An 18,601-nucleotide genomic window follows, 5' to 3' on the forward strand; every position below is an offset into this window, starting at 1 on the left:
CGTAGTCGGGTGATCCCAGCCCGCTTCCTTGTCGTCCTCGATGCCGATTCGACACTGCTGCGCAACGAGGTGATCGAGCTGATCGCCGATGAGGCGGGCCGTGGTGCCGAGGTTGCTGCCGCGACGGAGGCCGCGATGCGCGGCGAGGTGGACTTCGCCGAGAGCCTGCGAACCCGCGTGGCTGCTCTGACCGGAGTTCCGCTCGATGCGTTCGAGCGCGTGCTGGCGCGCGTGGAGCCGACGCTCGGGGCATCCGAGTTCATCGCGGGCGTCCACGAGCGCGGCGGCGTTGTGGGCGTCGTGTCCGGCGGTTTCCACGAGATTCTCGATCACATCGCACCGGTACTCGGGGTGGATCGCTGGCGGGCGAATCGCCTATCCGCCTCCGATGGCGCTCTGACAGGAGCCGTGGACGGTGAGATCGTCGATGCCGAGGGCAAAGCAGAAACCCTGCGCGAGTGGGCGCGTACGCTCGCACTGCCCCTCTCGCGGACGATCGCGGTGGGCGACGGCGCCAATGATCTACGGATGATGGCGGCGGCCGGCTTGGGCGTGGCTTTCAACGCGAAGCCGGCAGTCCGAGAGCGTGCGAATGTCGTGATCGACCCGGTCGATCTGCGCGAGATCCTGCCGCTCCTCCCCCGCTGAGCGCCACCGCGCACCATGGGTCGCGCCTCGATCAATGGTCGGTGTCGGATGCCAGGAATAGCGTTACGACATGCACATCATCCTGATCCCCGGCCTCTGGCTGGACGCGTCCTCGTGGGACGACGTCGTTCCGGCGCTTCGCGATGCCGACCACGAGCCGCATCCTGTGACGCTTCCGGGGGTTGGCGAACCGGCCGACGCATCCGGTGAGATCGGCATCGCCGACTGGGTGGATGCCGTCGTCAATCTGATCGACGGGCTCGAGGGTGACGTCGTGCTCGTCGGCCACAGCGGCGGGGGCAACGTCGCATGGGGCGCCGCAGACCGTCGCGTGGACCGGGTGGCGCGGGTAATCCTGGTCGACACGCTCCCACCGACCCCCGGCGGGATGATCTGGGAGTTCCCCATCGTCGATGGCGTGGTGCCGTTCCCCGGGTGGGAAACCTTCGAGACCCCGGAGGTCCGGGATCTCTCAGAGGCGGTACGGGCCGAGGTAGCGCAGCGGGCGCTCTCGGTGCCAGCACGCGTGCCGACCGACGCGATCACGCTCACCGACGAGGGACGTCACCGCGTGCCGATGACCATCCTCATGGGTACTGCCAGCGCCGACGAGATCAGTGGCCTGCTCGAGGAACCGCCGGCGTGGGCAGCAGAGCTCGCCGCCAGCGAGCACCTCTCAATCGTCGAGATCGACGCGGGCCACTGGCCGCAGTTCTCGGTTCCCGATCAGCTCGCGAGGCACCTCATCAGCGCCATCAGGGAGACCTGAGCGGCGTCAGTGCCCCATACCCAATCCGCCATCGACCGGGATGACCGCTCCCGAGATGTAGGCGGCATCGTCTGAGGCGAGCCAGGTGACGACGCCGGCGACCTCGTCGGGCGTCGCGAACCGGCCCGCGGGAATCGTTGCCTTGTACTGAGCCTGGGTCTCCGCCGGGAGCTCAGCAGTCATGTCGGTTTCGATGAAGCCGGGCGCAACCACGTTCGCGGTGATAGCGCGGCCACCCAACTCGCGCGTCAGCGATCGAGCGAAGCCCACAAGCCCACTCTTCGACGAGGCGTAGTTGATCTGTCCGGGCGAGCCGTAAAGGCCGACGACGCTCGAGATCAGGATGACGCGTCCCCACTTTGCTCGCAGCATCCCCTTCGCCGCCCGCTTGACGACACGGAATGCGCCGCCGAGATTCGTCGCCACCACCGAATCGAAGTCGTCTTCGCTCATGCGCAGCAGCAACGTGTCCTTCGTGATCCCGGCGTTTGCGACGACGATCGTCACGGGTCCGAGCTTCTCTTCCACCTCGGCGAACGCGGCGTCAACGGCCGCGGCATCCGTGACATCAGCGCGAACCGTCAGCGTACCGGCGGGGCCCTCGCCAGAACGCGCGGTCACGGCGACGGGGTACCCCTCCGCGACGAAACGCTCGGCGATGGCGCGACCGATGCCGCGATTGCCTCCGGTAACGAGAACGACGTGATCGGTGGACATGAAGCAGCTCCTGCGGTCGATTCGACCCGCGGGTGAGCGGGACCGCCCCAGACTACCGTCCACGTTGACACGCCCGGAGGCGACTGGAACGCTGGTGGCAGCACGAACCATCGTGCGGATGCGTGTCAGAAAGGCCGAACTGTGAGCGACCAGAACTCCCCCGCAACCCCCGAGGAACAGCCGCCAGCGGCAGCTCCGGTACCGCCTGCCCCGGCGCCGACGGCTCCCGCTGCGTATCCGCCGCCGGCCCCGCCAGCACCCCCCGCCTACAGTGCGCCGGCGGCTCCGCCCGCTTACGGTGCGGCTCCGGCGTACGCCGCGTACCCGCAAGGTCCCAAGACCAACACGCTGGCGATCGTGTCGCTCGTGTCATCGCTCGTCGGCGTGTTCGTGATCCCCATCATCGGCCAGATCGTCGGGATCATCACCGGCCACATGTCGCTGAGCCAGATCAAGCAGACGGGCGAGGGCGGCCGTGGACTGGGGCTCGCAGGCGTCATCATCGGCTGGGTCTCGCTCGGCCTGTGGATCCTGGGGATCATCGCATTCGTCCTGTTCTTCGTCGCCGTCGGCACCGCGGGGATGACGAGCTACCGCTCCTGAGACGTACCACAGCAGCACGGCCCCGACGGATCCCGTCGGGGCCGCGCGGCGTACTCTGGTAGCACCGTGAAATCATCAGCAAAGCCGCAACCGGCGACGTCCCTCCCCCGGGCACCGAAAGAGGACGCTGGCAAGCGGTCAACGACGTATCTCGTGATGATGGCGATCCGTCTCGTGTGCTTCGCCCTCGTCCTGTTCGTCACGCCCTACAGCTGGTACACCTGGGTCTTTGCGGCCATGGCGATATTCCTGCCGTATCTGGCCGTCGTCATCGCCAATGTCAGCGCAGATATGACGGCACCGACGGCGCTCGGACCGGAGCGCATGATCGAGGCTCCCACGCCCAGCACGGCACCATCGCCCGCTGCTACGCAAACACCGCAGGTCATTCGTATCGACGAGACTCCGCAGGAGCGCGCGGGTGAGAGCTGAATCCGCGTCACCGAACTCCGAGACGATCTGTTCGCGCGCCGGATGCCGAGAGACGGCGCGCTGGAGCATCCGCTGGCGAAACCCGCGAATCCACACGGGAGATCGCAGCAAGACCTGGCTCGCCTGCGATGACCATGTCGGTTACCTGCGCGAGTTCCTCGCTGCCCGCTCGTTTCCGCTGAGCGTTGACGCTTTCGCGGCGGAACAGGCGTGAGTGGGCACAAGGCGCCGGCGGCAGAGCACAAGGCGCCAGCGGCGATGCGGTGGACGGCGTACGTCGCCGTCGCGGTGCTGTTCGCGATAGCGTGCGGGTTTCTCTCCAACTGGCAGTTCACCCGCAACGCTGAGCGCTCGACGCAGCTTGCTCTCGTCGAGGCCAACTACGACGCCGAACCGGGCACGCTCGATGGTCTGGTTCCCCAGACCGGGGAGCTACCGGTCGACAACGAGTGGCACCCGGTGGCGCTCGAGGGAACCTATCTCGTCGACGACACCGTGCTGGTGAGGAACCGCCCCCACGGCGGTACTGCAGCCTTCGAGGTCCTGGTGCCGTTCCAGACCACGGATGGCCGGATCCTGCTCATCAACCGCGGCTGGGTGCCGCCCGCCGAAGACAGTGATCCGAGTGCGATCCCCGCGCCCCCGGCGGGGACCGTCGAGGTGATCGCACGGCTGCGGCCGGGCGAGTCCCTTCCCCGATCGGGACGTACCGACGCCCCCGAGGGCCAAGTGCCGACGATCCACCTGCCGCTCATCGCGGAAGAGTTCGGCGGCGATCCCGCCTTCATCACCAGCGCCTACGGTGTGATGGTCTCGGAGTCGCCGGCCGCGGCATCCCTCCCGAATCCGCTGGAGTCCCCCTCCGATGACCCCGGTCCCTACCTGTCGTATGCGATTCAGTGGATCCTGTTCGCCGTCATGGGCTTCTTCTTCATCGGTTATGTGATTCGCACCGAGGTCCGTCACCGTCGGGAGGAAGCAGACGACTCCCCCCGTCCCCCGCGCGGCCAGCGCCGTCGCGACCGCGACATGGCCGAGGAAGACGAGATCCTGGACCGGCTCCCGCAGTAAGCGCGAGGATGCCGCGCTAGGCGAGCGTGATGAGGTCGATGTAGTCGCGACCCCAGATGTCCTCGACGCCGTCGGGCAGGATGAGGACCCGCTCGGGGTTGAGCGCCTCGACAGCACCCTCGTCGTGCGAGACCAGGATGACGGCACCCTCGTAGTGAGCAAGCGCGCCGAGGATCTCGTCGCGGGATGCCGGGTCGAGGTTGTTGGTCGGCTCATCCAGCAGCAGCACGTTGGCGCTCGAGACCACCAGTGTCGCGAGCGACAGTCGGGTCTTCTCCCCGCCGGAGAGCACGCCGGCGGGCTTGAGCACGTCGTCCCCTGTGAACAGGAACGACCCGAGCACCTTGCGCGCTTCGGTCGCGGTGATGTCGGGCGCCGCGGACATCATGTTGTCGAGTACGGAGCGACCCACGTCGAGGTTCTCATGCTCCTGCGCGTAGTACCCGATCTTCAGACCGTGCCCGGGCTCGATCTGCCCGGTGTCGGGACGATCGACTCCGGCCAGGATGCGCAGCAGTGTCGTCTTCCCGGCGCCGTTGAGACCCAGCACGACAACCTTGGATCCGCGGTCGATCGCGAGGTCGACATCCGTGAAGATCTCCAGCGACCCATACGACTTCGACAGGCCGGACGCCATAAGCGGCGTCTTGCCGCACGCTGCGGGCTTCGGGAAGCGGAGCTTGGCGACGCGGTCTTCTTGCCGCACCTCGTCGAGCCCCGAGAGCAGCTTCTCTGCCCGTGCGAGCATCTGGTGGGCAGCGGCCGCCTTGGTCGCCTTAGCCCCGAACTTCGCTGCCTGCTGCTGGAGCGCTGTCGCCTTCTTCTCGGCGTTCGCGCGCTCTTTCTTGCGTCGCTCCTCGTCGGCGACCCGCTGGCGCAGGTAGTTCTTCCACGACATGTTGTAGATGTCGATCACCTGACGGTTCGCGTCGAGATAGAAGACCCGGTTGACGGTCTCACCGACGAGCTCGACGTCGTGCGAAATGACGATGAGGCCGCCCTTGTAGTTCTTCAGGAACTCTCGCAGCCACACGACGCTATCGGCATCCAGGTGGTTCGTCGGCTCATCGAGAATCATCGTCTGCGCGTCCGAGAACAGGATGCGGGCAAGTTCGATGCGACGGCGCTGGCCACCCGAAAGCGTACTCAGGGGCTGGTCGAGGATGCGATCAGGCAACGCGAGGTTGTGGGCGATCGAGGCGGCTTCGGCCTCGGCGGCGTACCCGCCCAGCGCCTCGAAGCGCTCGGTGAGCGATCCATACCGGCGCATGGCGCGCGCCGCGACATCGTCGCCGTCATCGGCCATCGCGAGGCTCGCCTCGTGCATCCCGATGGCAAGCTGACCCAGCCCCCGCGCATCCAGGATGCGGGTGCGTGCCAGGTCTTCGGGATTGCCCGACCGCGGGTCCTGGGGCAGGTACCCGAGCTCCCCGCTGCGGTCCACGCGACCGGCGGCCGGCAGAAGGTCACCCGAGAGCACCTTCGTGAGTGTGGTCTTGCCTGCACCATTGCGGCCCACGAGCCCGACCTTGTCGCCCGCGCCCACGCGGAACGTGACGTCCGACATGAGAACCCGGGCGCCCACGCGAATCTCGAGGTCGTGCACGGAGAGCACAGCAAAGCTCCGTTTCATTCGGTGAGAAGGGTACAAGGGGGCCGATGGCCAGCCCCCTAGTATAAGTCGCAATACCCCTCTGCCTGGCTTCCCACCGACCAAGGAGCACCATGACGACTGCCGCTGTACCGGCCACGCACACCCGGGTTCTCGCCGACATCATCGTCCGACCCTCCTCGCAGGCACGTGCGTTCGCCATCGACGCCGGCCTCGTGCTGGCGGGAGTCGCCGTCGTGACGCTGCTGGCGAAGGTGTCGTTCTTCATCGGGCCGATCCCGATCACGGGGCAGACTCTCGGCGTCATCCTCGTCGGCGCTGCTCTCGGGTCTGCTCGAGGTGCTGCTGCGATGACGACCTACATGTTCGTCGGTCTGCTCGGTCTGCCGGTTTTCGCGGGGCCGGTCGCAGGTCCTGCCTATCTGCTGGCTCCCGCATTCGGGTTCATCCTGGGTTTCATTCCCGCGGCGTTCGTCGCCGGATGGTTCGCTGAGCGCGCCTGGGATCGAAAGCCCCTGCTCGCCTTCACGGGATTCGTCATCGCCAGCATCATCCCGTTCGTCATCGGCGTCCCCTACATGGCCTTTATCCTCTCGACCGTGATGGGTCAGGATATTTCGCCGGCGGGCGTGCTCGACGCAGGTCTATGGCCGTTCATCGTTCCCGGCCTGATCAAGGCCGGCTTTGCCGCGCTGCTGATCCCCGGCGCGTGGGCCCTCGTGCGGCGGATCGACGCCGCAAAGAAGCGCTGAGGTTCAGCGGGAAAGGGCGCCGATTCGTTCGATCGCGTCGCGGAGCACTTCCGGCGAGCATCCGAAGTTGACCCGCACGAACCCTCGACCCTCGTCGCCGAAGGTCGGACCGTGGTGGACGGCGACTCGCGCCTCGGTGAGAATCCGCTCTGCGGGGTCCTCGCCCCACCCCAGACCCGACAGATCGACCCACGCGAGGTATCCCGCATCGGGGATCTCATACCGCGCCGCCGGTACGTGTTCGGCGAGCAGGTCAGCGAGCAGGCGCCGGTTCGCGTCGAGCGCGGCAAGCAAGGCATCCAGCCACTCATCGCTCTCGGGCGCGAAGGCCGCAACGCCTGCCAGTGCTCCGAAGTGACCCGTTCGCCACTCGACCTCCTTCGGCAGCTCCTGCACGACACGTCGCGTGTCATCAGCGGCAGTGAGCATGAGCGCGCACTTCAGACCCGCAAGATTGAAGGCCTTGCTCGCGCTCGCAACCGCGTATCCGACGGATGCCGCGAGTGGCGATGCGCTCAGAAACGGCGTGAACGTCGCAGGCGCATGAACCAGGGGCGCGTGGATCTCGTCGCTGACGACGATCGCACCGTGGCGTGCGACGATCTCGGCCAGCTCAGCGAGCGTCTCACGGGAGTGCACGGTACCTGTCGGGTTGTGCGGGTTGCACAGGAGGACGGCGCGCGCGCCTCCGGCCAGTGCCGCGTCGATACCGGCCAGGTCGAGCGTGTATCCGGCATCCGCGAGCAACGGCACCCGCTCGACGACTCCCCCCGCTTCCGGAATGAGGTCATAGAACGGCGGGTACACGGGAGGCGTGATGACGACGCGGTCACCGGGCGAGATCGCGGCCCTCAGGATCTCGACGAGGCCCATCACGACATCGCCGGTTGAGCGAACGTGCGCGGGGTCGATCTCCCAGCCGTATCGCCGCCGCGCGAACCCGGCGTACGCCTCAGCGATCCCCGGCTTCGGCGGCGTGTATCCCGTGTCACCGACCTCGACTGCTGCCCTCAGACGCGCCGTGATGGCCGGTGCGAGCGGAAAGTCGGTCTCGGCGACGAAGAGGGGCAGCACGTCGGCGGGATAGGCACGCCATTTCGTGCTCGTCCGCTCACGCAGTCGCTCGATCGGGAGGGCCTGGAGGGGGCTCACGGTCATTCTCCGAGCCTAGCCCTGCGAGGTAAGACCGCTGGTGGCCCTTCCCGGCGGACATCAGATTCAGCCGAACAAGAGATACCGCATCGGGTCGTCGGGAAGCACCCAGTTGAAGCCCTCTTCGGCGAACACGACAACGAGGTTGATCGCGATCGTTGCGACGAACGCCCACACCACGACCCAGGCGAGAGTGCGCAGCCAGCCAGTGGCGGGAGCGATCGGCAGCAGGTCCTGCGCGAAGACCGCCACGACGCCCGCGAACACGATGACGACCACGAACGTAATGAGCGCCCAGGTGTACAGGTGCAGGCCAAGCACCGCCTCGCCGTATCCCGGGTCTCCGGGCAGGATGTGCAGCAGGATCTGCCGGATCGAGATCGCCGCGCCCACGACGGCACCGAGGATGGCAAGTCCGAGGCCCGTTGCGAGGTCGCGCAGCAGCAGCTCGCCACGCAGCGCCCGCACGACGACGTACAGCGCGCCGAGGCTTGCCAACATCATGCCCATCCTCTGCAGGATGCACAGCGGGCACGGTAGTTCGCCGAGCCCGAACTGGAAGACGAACATCGCCATCGACAGGATGCCGACATAGGCAACGAGGAATGCCACGAAGGCCCAGAACGAGAGCTTGCGAACGATGATCGAGACGGCCATCAGAAGCTCAACTCCAACACGTCGGTCGCGTGGTACGCGAACAGACCGAGCACAGCAAGCGCGGCGATGGCCCACGAGCCGATTACCAACCACCGACTCTTGGAGAAGATGATGACGAGGGCCACCGCGAGCAGCAGGCCGAAGATGAGGGTGTCCACGGCCTCACCATAGTGGGGGCCGAGTCCGGCATCCAGAGGAACGCGGATTCCGGCGCGCCGCCTGGCGTTCAGTCGCGCGAGCTCGCGTTCACCTGGCCGGAACGCTCCTGCCCGGTGAGGGCGGCGATGGCGCTCATCGTGCGCTCAGTGGTCTCCCGTCGCGCCTTGCCTGCCGGGGTGCCATCGAGATCGGAGAGGTCGAGCGGCTCACCGAAGCGCACTTCGATTCGCGGCCTGCCCGGCACCAGATGACTAAAGGGCCTGATGGTGCCGGTACCAATCAGTCCCACGGGGACGACCGTCGCGCCGGTGTCATACGCCATCCACGCCGCTCCCCCGTGCCCCTCGTGCAACTTGCCGTCGCGAGACCGAGTGCCTTCGGGGAAGACGGCGAAGACACTGCCGGCTCGCAGGATGCTGGCACCGGCGTCGAGAGCCGCGCGCGCGTCGCGGCCTGTTGCCCGATAGACCGGCACGCCGCCGATCGACGTGAAAAACCAGCGCATGAACCGCCCGAGTACGCCGGACCGGGTGAAGTACGACGACTTGATCAGGAACTGCACCGGACGCGCAGCCGAGGTCGGGATGATGACGGTGTCAAGGGATGACAGATGGTTGCTCGCAAGCAGAACGGGTCCGCGTGCGGGCACGTTTACTCGTCCGACAATGCGCGGGCGATACAGGATCCAGAACAGCGGCCGAAGCACGAGCCGCCCGAGGAAGTAGATGAAGCCGGGCCGGGTTGTGGCGCGAGCCGGAGCGGGAGCTGTCACGTCGCCACCTTATCCGCGGCACCGCTGCGTGAGATCACGACGCCGGACGAGTGATCGGTTCAGATGGCGAAGCCGAGAGCGCGCATCATGTCGCGGCCGTCATCGGTGATGCGCTCGGGCCCCCACGGCGGCATCCACACCCAGTTGATGCGGAAGCGTTCCACGACATCGTCGAGAGCCTGTGCGGTCTGCTCCTCGAGAACGTCGGTGAGCGGGCACCCGGCAGAGGTCAACGTCATGTGGATGACGAGAGCGTCGTTCTCGTCATCCCAGCTGAGGTCGTAGATCAGTCCGAGGTCGACGACGTTGATCCCGAGCTCGGGATCCATCACGTCTTTGAGAGCCTCGGTGACCTCGTCGAACTTCTCAGGGCTGAGAGTCGCGGTCATGACTTGATCCTAGGCGCCGGAACCAGCGGCGGGCTCGAGGAAGCGATCGTATCCTTCGGACTCGAGCCGGTCTGCGAGCTCCGGACCACCTTCTTCGACGATGCGCCCCCCGACAACGACGTGCACGAAGTCCGGGTGGATGTAGCGAAGGATGCGGGTGTAGTGCGTGATCAGCAGCACGCCCATGTCAGTCTCGACCTTGGCGCGGTTGACGCCCTCGGAAACGATCTTGAGCGCGTCGACGTCCAGGCCCGAGTCGGTCTCGTCGAGTACGGCGATCTTCGGCTTCAGGAGTTCGAGCTGGAGGATCTCGTGACGCTTCTTCTCGCCGCCCGAGAAACCCTCGTTGACATTGCGCTGTGCAAACTTCTCGTCCATGCGGAGGTCCGCCATGGCCTTCTTGACGTCCTTGGTCCACGTGCGGATCGCGGGTGCCTGCCCGTCGATCGCGGACTTCGCCGTGCGCAAGAAGTTCGTCACTGTCACGCCGGGGATCTCGACGGGGTACTGCATCGCGAGGAAGAGGCCGGCGCGTGCACGCTCGTCGACCGACATCTCGAGGACGTCTTCACCATCGAGCGTGATCGAGCCGCTCGTCACCGCGTACTTGGGGTGCCCGGCGATCGTGTACGCGAGGGTCGACTTGCCCGACCCGTTGGGGCCCATGATCGCGTGGGTCTCCCCGGTGCGGATCGTGAGGGTCATGCCGTTGAGGATCTGGGTCTCACCGGCATCCGTGTCGACCGTGACGTGCAGGTCGCGGATCTCGAGAACAGCCATGGGGTTCCTTTTCAGTGGATGTCTGGGGTGACGGCCTTGGTGACGGCGGGGTCGATCAGGACGTCGTCGCCCTCGATCGTGACCTCGTACACCGGCACCGGCTCGTACGCGGGAAGGTTCAGTGGGCGGCCTGTCAGAAGAGAGAACGCCGAGCCGTGCGCCCAGCATTCCAATGTCTCGCCCTCGACGAAGCCGTCCGACAGCGAAATGTCGCCGTGCGTGCAGGTGTCGCCGATGGCGTGGACGTCACCGTTTGAGTCCTTGACGACAGCGATCGCGACACCGTCGATCACGACGCGCTTGGCGGCATCCTGTTCCAGCTCGCTCAGCGAGCACACGCGGGTCGCGCTCACGCAGCCGCCTCCTGTTCGAGTTCGGCGGTGACCGCCTCGGTGAGTTCTGCCTCGAGCTCAGGGATGCCGAGGCGCTGGATGATGTCGCTGAGGAACCCGATCACAACGAGCCTGCGGGCTTCCTCTTCGGGGATGCCTCGTGCCTGCAGGTAGAAGAGCTGCTCGTCGTCGAAACGGCCGGTGGCGCTCGCGTGCCCCGCACCCTGGATGTCGCCGGTCTCGATCTCGAGGTTCGGGATCGAGTCCGCGCGCGCACCGTCGGTCAGCACGAGGTTGCGGTTGGCTTCGTACGAGTCGGTACCGACGGCGTCGCGACCGATGAGCACATCCCCGACCCAGACGCTGCGCGCGCTCAAGCCCTGCAAGGCTCCCTTGTAGAGGACGTCGGCCGTCGTGTTGGGGCCGCGGTGGTGGACGTACACCTGGCTTTCAAGGTGCTGACCGGAGTCGGCGAAAGACAGACCGTAGAGATTGCCCTCGGATCCGGCACCGGCGAGATCGACCGACGGGTTCACCCGCACGACTGCGCCACCGAGGCTCACCACGGTGTGGCGCAGGGTCGCGTCGCGTCCCACAACAGCCTGGTGCGCGGCGACATGCACGGCGTCGTCGTCCCACCGCTGCAGCGAGACGAGCGTCAGGTTCGCACCGTCACGGACGATGATCTCGACGTTCTGGGCGAACTGCGCCGAACCTTCGTGGCGCAGCACGACTGTCGCGCGCGAGTGAGGGGCCGCTTCGATCACGACGTGGGAGTGTGCACGCAACGACGCGCCAGCCCCCGTGAAGACGACTTCGACCGGCTCATCGAGCTCGGCATCAGCTGGCACCTTCAGGTACAGGGCTTCCGCCGAGCGCTGCCAGGCGATGGCACTCGGCAGGTCCTCGGGCGTGAATGCCTCGCCGCGCGGGGCCTCGCCGATGGCGAGGCCAGCGGCAGCGAGCGGGCCGGTGACCGTGATGCCGACAGCACCCTCGTCGCCGGGCTCGTCGGCAAACAGCGGAGCGACAGCCGCGATGGGGCTGTGCTTCCAATTGACCTCGCGGCCAGTCGGTGCACCGAACGCCGCGGGGTCGTAGGAACGCGGGCGTTCGGAGCGTGTCTGGACGGGAACGAGGTCCCAGCCCCCGTCGGTGTGCGCGGTCGATCCGGGCGCCGTCGCCGACGCCTGTGCGGTAGTCGTCATCTCAGCCGACGCTGCCTTCCATGCTCATCTCGATGAGCTTGTTCAGCTCCAGCGCGTACTCCATCGGCAGTTCACGCGCGATCGGCTCGATGAATCCGCGCACGATCATGGCCATCGCCTCGTCTTCGGGAAGCCCGCGCGACTGCAGGTAGAAAAGCTGTTCCTCGCTGACGCGCGAGACCGTCGCCTCGTGGCCGAGCTGCACATCGTCCACGCGGATGTCGATCGCCGGGTAGGTGTCGGAGCGGGAAACGGTGTCGACCAGCAGCGCGTCACAGCGAACCGTGTTGGCGGAGTGGTGAGCGTTCGGGTCAACGCGGACCTCACCCCGATAGCCAGCACGTCCACCGCCACGCGCGATCGACTTCGAGACGATCGAGGATGTCGTGTACGGCGCCATGTGGATCATCTTCGCGCCGGCATCCTGGTGCTGTCCCGGGCCGGCGAAGGCAACGGAAAGGGTCTCGCCCTTCGCGTGCTCTCCCATGAGGAAGACCGACGGGTACTTCATCGTGACTTTGGAGCCGATGTTGCCGTCGATCCATTCCATCGTGGCGCCCTCGTGGGCAACGGCACGCTTGGTGACGAGGTTGTAGACGTTGTTCGACCAGTTCTGGATCGTCGTGTAGCGCACGCGCGCGTTCTTCTTCACGATGATCTCGACGACCGCGGAGTGCAGCGAGTCACTCTTGTAGATGGGAGCCGTGCAGCCCTCGATGTAGTGGACGTACGAGCCCTCGTCGGCGATGATCAGCGTCCGCTCGAACTGGCCCATGTTCTCGGTGTTGATCCGGAAGTAGGCCTGCAGCGGGATCTCGACGTGCACGCCCGGCGGCACGTAGACGAAGGAACCACCCGACCAGACGGCGGTGTTGAGAGCTGCGAACTTGTTGTCGCCGGCAGGGATGACCGTGCCGAAGTACTCCTCGAAGAACTCGGGGTGCTCCCGCAGAGCGGTGTCGGTGTCCATGAAGATGACACCCTGGGCCTCCAGGTCCTCGCGGATCTGGTGGTAGACGACCTCGGACTCGTACTGCGCCGCAACACCGGCGACCAGTCGCTGGCGCTCGGCCTCGGGGATGCCGAGACGCTCGTAGGTGTTCCGGATCTCTTCGGGAAGGTCTTCCCAGGTCTGCGCTTGCTTCTCGGTGGAGCGCACGAAGTACTTGATGTTGTCGAAGTCGATCGCGCTGAGGTCGGCACCCCACGTGGGCATGGGTTTGCGGGCGAACAGCTGCAGGCCCTTGAGGCGGGTCTTCAGCATCCACTCGGGCTCGGACTTCAACGACGAGATCCCGCGGACCACGTCCTCGTTGATTCCGCGCTGGGCCACCGCGCCGGCGGCGTCGGTGTCGTGCCAGCCGAACTCGTAGACTCCCAGGCCTTCGAGCTCCGGGCGCTCGATCAGCACATCGGACATCGGTTTTCTCCTTCGCGGCCATTGCGGTGTCATCCGCACCGACATCCGTCGCCCCCGGCGGAGTACCGGAGGGGATGTCGCTTACGGGCCCTTTCACGTCGTCGGCGGATTCTCGCGCCTAGACTGGTGATGATCCTGCGGCATTTCTCCGCGGAATCAGACCCTTCGAGTCTACAGGCATCGACCCAGCCCCGGGCCGAGCACGCCGCGCCCCCACAGGGCGATCCCAGGAGTGAAGACCGTGTCCGCACCGTCCCCGTCCCCCGCCCGCGTTTCATTGCTCGGGAGGTTCTGGGCCTGGCTTCCCGACCACGTCGATCGGCGCGTCCGCGTCGCCGCGTGGTTGTCGTTCCTTGCCGAGGTGCTGATCATCGGAACCGGCGGCGCGGTGCGTCTGACCGGGTCGGGGCTCGGATGCCCGACCTGGCCCACCTGCACCGCGGAGTCGCTCGTAAACACACCAGAGATGGGAATACACGGGGTCATCGAGTTCGGTAACCGGACCCTCACCGGGCTCGTCGGGATCCTCGCGATCATCGTCCTAGTCTTCGTTCTGAAGATGCGGCGCGAACGCCGTGACCTTTTCGTCCTCTCCCTGGTGGTGTTGCTGGGCATCATTGCTCAGGCCCTGGTCGGAGGCATCACGGTGCTGACGGGACTCAACCCGTTCATCGTCGGATTCCACTACGTCGCTTCGGTCATCCTCGTTGCGGTGTGTGCCGCCTTCCTCGTTCTCATGCGCACGCCGGGCGGCGCCCGCGTACGCGTCGTCTCGAAAGCTCACGCAATCTGGGTGCATGCCACCACCGCAGTGCTGGCTGTCACGATCTTCTTCGGCATTCTGACCACCGGGGCCGGCCCACACTCGGGCGACGCAGATGCCGGACGCAATGGCTTCAACGCAGAGATCCTCGAACACATCCACGCCTGGCCGTCGTACGCGCTTTTCGCGATGACCCTGGTCCTGCTCGGTTTCGCCTATCGTCGGCGCCGGGAGATCCCGCGCGTGGTGGCGTGGACCCAGGCAGTTCTCGGGGTGGAAGTGCTTCAGATCGCCGTCGGACTCTTCCAAGCACGCAACGGACTGCCCCCACTGGCGGTAGGCATCCACATGGTGCTGGCTTCCCTTCTGGCCGCAGCGATGACCGCACTCGTCCTGAACCTCAAGCAGCCGGTCAGCGTCTCTGGCACCGCGGAGGACCCCGCCCACGCACAGGCGATCCATAGCTGACGCATCGACGCGGCACGCGTCCAGGGACCAGACTGGTCGCGCCGATCTCTTCGGCGTGACCGTAATCCATCCCTTCGCAGGAGTTTCCCTATGACCAATCGCCTTGCCCGCAGCGTCCCCTTCTGGGTGCTGCTTCTCGCCTCCCTCGCCAGCATCGGCGTCGGGCTCTGGCTCGTGCTGACCAAGGTGAGCGAGATGAGTGCGACGCTCGCGGATGGTTCGGCCACCTACGAGCAGGTGTACGTGAGCCCCGCGTGGATCGGATTCGGCGGTGTCCTGGTGGGCGCCGGCATCCTCGGTCTGCTGCTCGTGCTGACCCTCGCCGCGCTCCGCTCGGCCCTGCCCACCCCCGTCGCCGAAACGGCGTTCGTCGAAGAAACCGTCATCGTCGAGGAGGCGGCTCCTCTCGCCGAGCAGGCTCCGGTCTTCGAGGATGCCGATGTCGAGACGTCAACGACCGATGCCGCCCCGCCCGCCGCTGCAGCAGACGCCGCCGCTCAGGCCGACACTGAGGCACCGGAGAACCGCTGACCTCCGGCCCCGGCCGATAGAGAAGGCCCCGCTCGCCGAACATCGTTCGACGGACGGGGCCTTCTCTCGTGCGCGTCGGCTGCCCGGGCGATGGCGATCCTAGAACGGAAGCAGCGGGTCGACGGCGATCGCGACGAACAGCAGCGTCAAGTAGGTGATGGATGCGTGGAAGACACGCATCGGCCGCGGCTCCGTGCCGCGCACCGCGCGAGCATAGAGGACGTGTGACTCGTAGATGAACCAGCCGCCGAACGCCAACGCTGATGCCGTGTAGACGATCCCCATCGAAGCGACGGGAATCAGAAGGAGGGAGGTGACGACGGTCGCCCACGCGTAGAGGATGACCTGAAGGCCGACCTGCGAGCCCGAGCGCGTGGCGCCGAGCATGGGAACGTCGACCTCGTCGTACTGGTCGCGGTACTTCATCGACAGCGGCCAGTAGTGCGGCGGAGTCCACAGGAACACGAGCAAGAACAGGATGAGCGCCGGCCACGCCAGCGATCCGGTGACGGCGCTCCAGCCGATCAGGACGGGGAAGCATCCGGCGATGCCGCCCCACACGATGTTCTGTTCGGTGCGGCGCTTGAGGATCATCGTGTAGATGACGACATAGAAGAAGATGGCACCTGCCGACAGCGCCGCCGCGAGCCAGTTCGTCGTGAAGCCCAGCCACAGCGTCGAGGCGACCGCGAGCGACCAGGCGAAGATCAGTGCCCCGCGCGGCGAGACCTCGCCGGTGACGAGGGGACGGTTCTCGGTGCGCTGCATGTGCGCGTCGATATCCCGGTCCAGGTACATGTTGAACGCCGCTGCAGATCCGGCGCTTGCCGATCCGCCGATCACAGTGGCGACAACCAGCCACAGCGGCGGGAACCCCTGCTGCGCAAGGATCATCACAGGAACCGTCGTCACCAGCAACAGCTCGAGAACGCGCGGCTTGGTCAGGGCGACATATGCGCGGACGGTGCGGCCGAACGATGCGGGTGCGAGCTGCGCACGCGTCGTCGTGGAAATGTCCATTGCCCTCACTATCGGCCGTCACCCAGGGATTTCCAGTCTATGGCATCGCCCGCAGGCTGGTGCTCTGAGGTCCCCTCTGCGGCTTCGAAACACGGCCCCCTGGGGGAAGCGGAATCGCTATGCTGAAAGCACACGCGCGCTCTGCGCCGGCTGCTCTTCCCGTGGTGACGCGGTCTGCGGACCGGTGGTCTCAGGGCGCACCCCTCTCGAACGGAAGGCAATCCGGTGACGGAACTGCGTTGGGATGAGATCGACAAGCGCGCGGTGGACACCGCTCGTGTTCTCGCGGCGGATGCCGTAGAGAAGGTCGGCAACGGACACCCCGGGACGGCGATGAGCCTCGCTCCCGCGGCCTATCTGCTGTACCAGCGGGTCATGAAGCACGACCCGGCTGACACGCACTGGCCCGGCCGCGACCGCTTCATCCTCTCGTGCGGTCACTCCTCGCTCACGCAGTACGTCCAGCTCTACCTCGGCGGATTCGGCCTCGAGCTCGACGACCTGAAGGCGCTGCGCACCTGGGGCTCGCTGACCCCGGGCCACCCCGAGTACGGCCACACCAAGGGCGTTGAGATCACGACAGGGCCGCTCGGCCAGGGTCTGGCATCCTCGGTCGGCTTCGCCTACGCCGCGCGGTACGAGCGGGGCCTCTTCGACCCCGAGGCACCGGCCGGCGAGTCACCCTTCGACCACTTCATCTACGTCATCGCGTCAGATGGCGACCTCGAAGAAGGCGTGACAAGCGAAGCATCCTCGCTTGCTGGACACCAGCAGCTCGGCAACCTCGTCGTCATCTACGACTCAAACCAGATCTCGATCGAAGACGACACGAACGTCGCCCTCACCGAGGATGTCGCGGCGCGCTACGAGGCTTACGACTGGCACGTGCAGACCGTCGACTGGAAGAAGTCGGGCCAGTACGTCGAGGACGTGCACGAGCTGTACGAGGCAATCGAGAAGGCCAAGGGCGTCACCGACAAGCCCTCGCTCATCATCCTCAAGACGATCATCGGCTGGCCCTCCCCCGGCAAGCAGAACAGCGGCAAGATCCACGGCGCCGCACTCGGCGGCGAAGAGCTCGCCGCGACCAAGAGGGTCCTCGGCTGGGACCCCGACACGACGTTCGATGTTCCCGACGAGGTCATCGCCCACACGCGTTCACTTGTCGAGCGCGGCGAGGCCGAAAAGGCTGCCTGGCAGGAGAAGTTCGATGCGTGGGCTGCGGCGAGCCCGGAGCGCAAGGCGCTGTGGGACCGCCTGCACGCCCGCGAACTCCCCGCCGACATCGCCGACGCGCTTCCCCAGTTTGAGGCGGGCAAGGATGTCTCGACCCGTGCAGCGTCGGGCCTGGTCATCAACGCACTCGCTGCCGAACTGCCCGAGCTGTGGGGCGGTTCGGCCGACCTCGCGGAGTCGAACCTGACGACGATCAAGAATGCAGCGTCGTTCATTCCCGAGGAGTGGTCCACACACGAGTGGAGCGGCTCACCGTACGGTCGGGTGCTGCACTTCGGCATCCGGGAGCACGCGATGGGCTCGATCCTCAACGGCATCGTCCTGCACGGTCCCACCCGCCCGTTCGGCGGCACGTTCCTCATCTTCAGCGACTACATGCGCCCCCCGGTGCGTCTGGCTGCTCTGATGAACATCCCGACGCTGTTCGTATGGACGCACGATTCCGTCGCGCTGGGTGAAGACGGTCCGACTCACCAGCCGATCGAGCAGCTCGCGGCACTGCGGGCGATCCCCAACTTCGCTGTCGTCCGCCCGGCAGACGCGAACGAAACCGCGGCCGTATGGCTCGAGCTCGTCCGCCGTCACGAGGGCCCCGCGGGAATCGCGCTGACCCGCCAGAACGTTCCCACGTTCGCGCGCGGGACGGGTGAGGCATCCGGCGACGAGTTCGCGTCGGCCGACCTCGCCGCCAAGGGCGCGTACGTGCTGGCGGACTCGCCCACCGGAACCGTTGACGTGCTGCTCATCGCGACGGGCTCCGAGGTGCAGCTCGCCGTGGACGCTCGCTCGCAGCTTGCCGAGCAGGGTATCGGCGCACGCGTCGTCTCGGCTCCGTCGCTCGAGTGGTTCGCCGAGCAGGACGATGCGTACCGCGAGAGTGTGCTGCCGGCATCCGTCAAAGCGCGCGTCTCGGTCGAGGCGGGCCTCGCGATGCCGTGGCGCGGGATCGTCGGCGACGCCGGTCGCTCCGTGTCGATCGAGCACTTCGGTGCCTCGGCCGACTACAAGACGCTGTTCCAGAAGTTCGGCATCACGACCGAAGCAGTCGTGGCCGCCGCTCACGAGACGATTGCTGCCGCCGGCGCCTGAGGCGCGGCTGCACACGAAGGA

General features: G+C 66.5%; 22 protein-coding genes. 10 read left to right on the top strand and 12 right to left on the bottom strand.

Annotation, left to right across the window (positions count from 1 at the left end; genetic code table 11):
- Positions 1–9 precede the first annotated feature (9 nt).
- Both serB and AADH62_RS08805 read left to right on the top strand, forming a co-directional pair.
- Complete coding sequence (gene serB, locus AADH62_RS08800; RefSeq protein WP_341579105.1) at positions 10–648, top strand: phosphoserine phosphatase SerB; 639 nt, start codon at positions 10–12, stop codon at positions 646–648.
- A 70-nt stretch (positions 649–718) separates the two neighbouring features.
- Positions 719–1,417 (top strand): alpha/beta hydrolase, encoded by a 699-nt coding sequence (locus AADH62_RS08805; RefSeq protein ID WP_341579106.1) that lies wholly within the window; start codon positions 719–721, stop codon positions 1,415–1,417.
- Between the two features lie 6 nt (positions 1,418–1,423).
- On the opposite strand, the gene fabG is transcribed toward AADH62_RS08805, so the two are convergent.
- Positions 1,424–2,134 (bottom strand): 3-oxoacyl-ACP reductase FabG, encoded by a 711-nt coding sequence (fabG, locus tag AADH62_RS08810; RefSeq protein WP_341579107.1) that lies wholly within the window; start codon positions 2,132–2,134, stop codon positions 1,424–1,426.
- 141 nt (positions 2,135–2,275) lie between these two features.
- Between fabG and AADH62_RS08815 the strand changes: the two genes are divergently transcribed.
- The 4 genes from AADH62_RS08815 to AADH62_RS08830 all read left to right on the top strand — a co-directional run bounded on the left by AADH62_RS08815 (position 2,276) and on the right by AADH62_RS08830 (position 4,240).
- Positions 2,276–2,737, top strand: a complete 462-nt coding sequence (locus AADH62_RS08815) for a DUF4190 domain-containing protein (RefSeq protein ID WP_341579108.1) — start codon at positions 2,276–2,278, stop codon at positions 2,735–2,737.
- A 66-nt stretch (positions 2,738–2,803) separates the two neighbouring features.
- Entirely contained in the window at positions 2,804–3,169 is a 366-nt protein-coding gene (locus AADH62_RS08820) for a DUF3099 domain-containing protein (protein ID WP_341579109.1), read from the top strand.
- On the top strand, positions 3,159–3,383 hold the full coding sequence (locus AADH62_RS08825) for a hypothetical protein (protein WP_341579110.1): 225 nt from the start codon (positions 3,159–3,161) through the stop codon (positions 3,381–3,383). Before AADH62_RS08820 ends, AADH62_RS08825 begins: the two co-directional genes overlap by 11 nt.
- The gene (locus tag AADH62_RS08830; RefSeq protein WP_425355660.1) at positions 3,380–4,240 is read left to right on the top strand and encodes an SURF1 family protein; all 861 of its coding nucleotides are present in this window, start codon (positions 3,380–3,382) and stop codon (positions 4,238–4,240) included. The genes AADH62_RS08825 and AADH62_RS08830 overlap by 4 nt, the downstream gene beginning before the upstream one ends.
- A gap of 16 nt (positions 4,241–4,256) precedes the next feature.
- Here the strand turns inward: AADH62_RS08830 and AADH62_RS08835 are convergent, their stop codons facing one another.
- Positions 4,257–5,855: an ABC-F family ATP-binding cassette domain-containing protein gene (locus AADH62_RS08835; protein ID WP_341579186.1), complete on the bottom strand. Its 1,599-nt coding sequence runs from the start codon at positions 5,853–5,855 to the stop codon at positions 4,257–4,259.
- A 110-nt stretch (positions 5,856–5,965) separates the two neighbouring features.
- Between AADH62_RS08835 and AADH62_RS08840 the strand changes: the two genes are divergently transcribed.
- Complete coding sequence (locus AADH62_RS08840) at positions 5,966–6,604, top strand: biotin transporter BioY (protein WP_341579111.1); 639 nt, start codon at positions 5,966–5,968, stop codon at positions 6,602–6,604.
- Between the two features lie 3 nt (positions 6,605–6,607).
- Here the strand turns inward: AADH62_RS08840 and AADH62_RS08845 are convergent, their stop codons facing one another.
- The 9 genes from AADH62_RS08845 to sufB all read right to left on the bottom strand — a co-directional run bounded on the left by AADH62_RS08845 (position 6,608) and on the right by sufB (position 13,473).
- Positions 6,608–7,762 (bottom strand): MalY/PatB family protein, encoded by a 1,155-nt coding sequence (locus tag AADH62_RS08845; RefSeq protein WP_341579112.1) that lies wholly within the window; start codon positions 7,760–7,762, stop codon positions 6,608–6,610.
- Between the two features lie 60 nt (positions 7,763–7,822).
- Positions 7,823–8,413: a disulfide bond formation protein B gene (locus AADH62_RS08850; protein ID WP_341579113.1), complete on the bottom strand. Its 591-nt coding sequence runs from the start codon at positions 8,411–8,413 to the stop codon at positions 7,823–7,825.
- Positions 8,413–8,571 (bottom strand): DUF5993 family protein, encoded by a 159-nt coding sequence (locus tag AADH62_RS08855; RefSeq protein ID WP_341579114.1) that lies wholly within the window; start codon positions 8,569–8,571, stop codon positions 8,413–8,415. The genes AADH62_RS08850 and AADH62_RS08855 overlap by 1 nt, the downstream gene beginning before the upstream one ends.
- A gap of 68 nt (positions 8,572–8,639) precedes the next feature.
- A complete protein-coding gene (locus AADH62_RS08860; protein ID WP_341579115.1) occupies positions 8,640–9,344 on the bottom strand; it encodes a lysophospholipid acyltransferase family protein in 705 nt (234 codons plus the stop codon).
- Positions 9,345–9,403: 59 nt separating this feature from the next.
- Positions 9,404–9,733, bottom strand: coding sequence for a metal-sulfur cluster assembly factor (locus tag AADH62_RS08865; RefSeq protein WP_195693758.1), 330 nt, complete (start codon positions 9,731–9,733; stop codon positions 9,404–9,406).
- Between the two features lie 9 nt (positions 9,734–9,742).
- Positions 9,743–10,513 carry a Fe-S cluster assembly ATPase SufC gene (gene sufC / locus AADH62_RS08870; RefSeq protein WP_341579116.1) on the bottom strand — a complete coding sequence of 257 codons (771 nt, stop codon included), beginning with the start codon at positions 10,511–10,513 and terminating at the stop codon, positions 9,743–9,745.
- An 11-nt stretch (positions 10,514–10,524) separates the two neighbouring features.
- Positions 10,525–10,866 carry a non-heme iron oxygenase ferredoxin subunit gene (locus AADH62_RS08875; protein WP_228179038.1) on the bottom strand — a complete coding sequence of 114 codons (342 nt, stop codon included), beginning with the start codon at positions 10,864–10,866 and terminating at the stop codon, positions 10,525–10,527.
- Positions 10,863–12,053, bottom strand: coding sequence for a Fe-S cluster assembly protein SufD (gene sufD / locus AADH62_RS08880; RefSeq protein ID WP_341579117.1), 1,191 nt, complete (start codon positions 12,051–12,053; stop codon positions 10,863–10,865). Before sufD ends, AADH62_RS08875 begins: the two co-directional genes overlap by 4 nt.
- A 1-nt stretch (position 12,054) precedes the next feature.
- A complete protein-coding gene (sufB, locus tag AADH62_RS08885; protein WP_341579118.1) occupies positions 12,055–13,473 on the bottom strand; it encodes a Fe-S cluster assembly protein SufB in 1,419 nt (472 codons plus the stop codon).
- A gap of 241 nt (positions 13,474–13,714) precedes the next feature.
- On the opposite strand from sufB, the gene AADH62_RS08890 reads away from it, so the two are divergent.
- A complete protein-coding gene (locus AADH62_RS08890; RefSeq protein WP_341579119.1) occupies positions 13,715–14,704 on the top strand; it encodes a COX15/CtaA family protein in 990 nt (329 codons plus the stop codon).
- Positions 14,705–14,794: 90 nt separating this feature from the next.
- Positions 14,795–15,235: a dinucleotide-utilizing enzyme gene (locus AADH62_RS08895; RefSeq protein WP_341579120.1), complete on the top strand. Its 441-nt coding sequence runs from the start codon at positions 14,795–14,797 to the stop codon at positions 15,233–15,235.
- Between the two features lie 99 nt (positions 15,236–15,334).
- On the opposite strand, the gene AADH62_RS08900 is transcribed toward AADH62_RS08895, so the two are convergent.
- A complete protein-coding gene (locus AADH62_RS08900) occupies positions 15,335–16,255 on the bottom strand; it encodes a heme o synthase (RefSeq protein WP_341579121.1) in 921 nt (306 codons plus the stop codon).
- Positions 16,256–16,480: 225 nt separating this feature from the next.
- Between AADH62_RS08900 and tkt the strand changes: the two genes are divergently transcribed.
- Positions 16,481–18,580 carry a transketolase gene (gene tkt, locus AADH62_RS08905; protein WP_341579123.1) on the top strand — a complete coding sequence of 700 codons (2,100 nt, stop codon included), beginning with the start codon at positions 16,481–16,483 and terminating at the stop codon, positions 18,578–18,580.
- Positions 18,581–18,601 lie beyond the last annotated feature (21 nt).

Origin of the sequence: Microbacterium schleiferi, from assembly GCF_038150145.1 — a bacterium.
Lineage (GTDB): Bacteria > Actinomycetota > Actinomycetes > Actinomycetales > Microbacteriaceae > Microbacterium > Microbacterium schleiferi_B.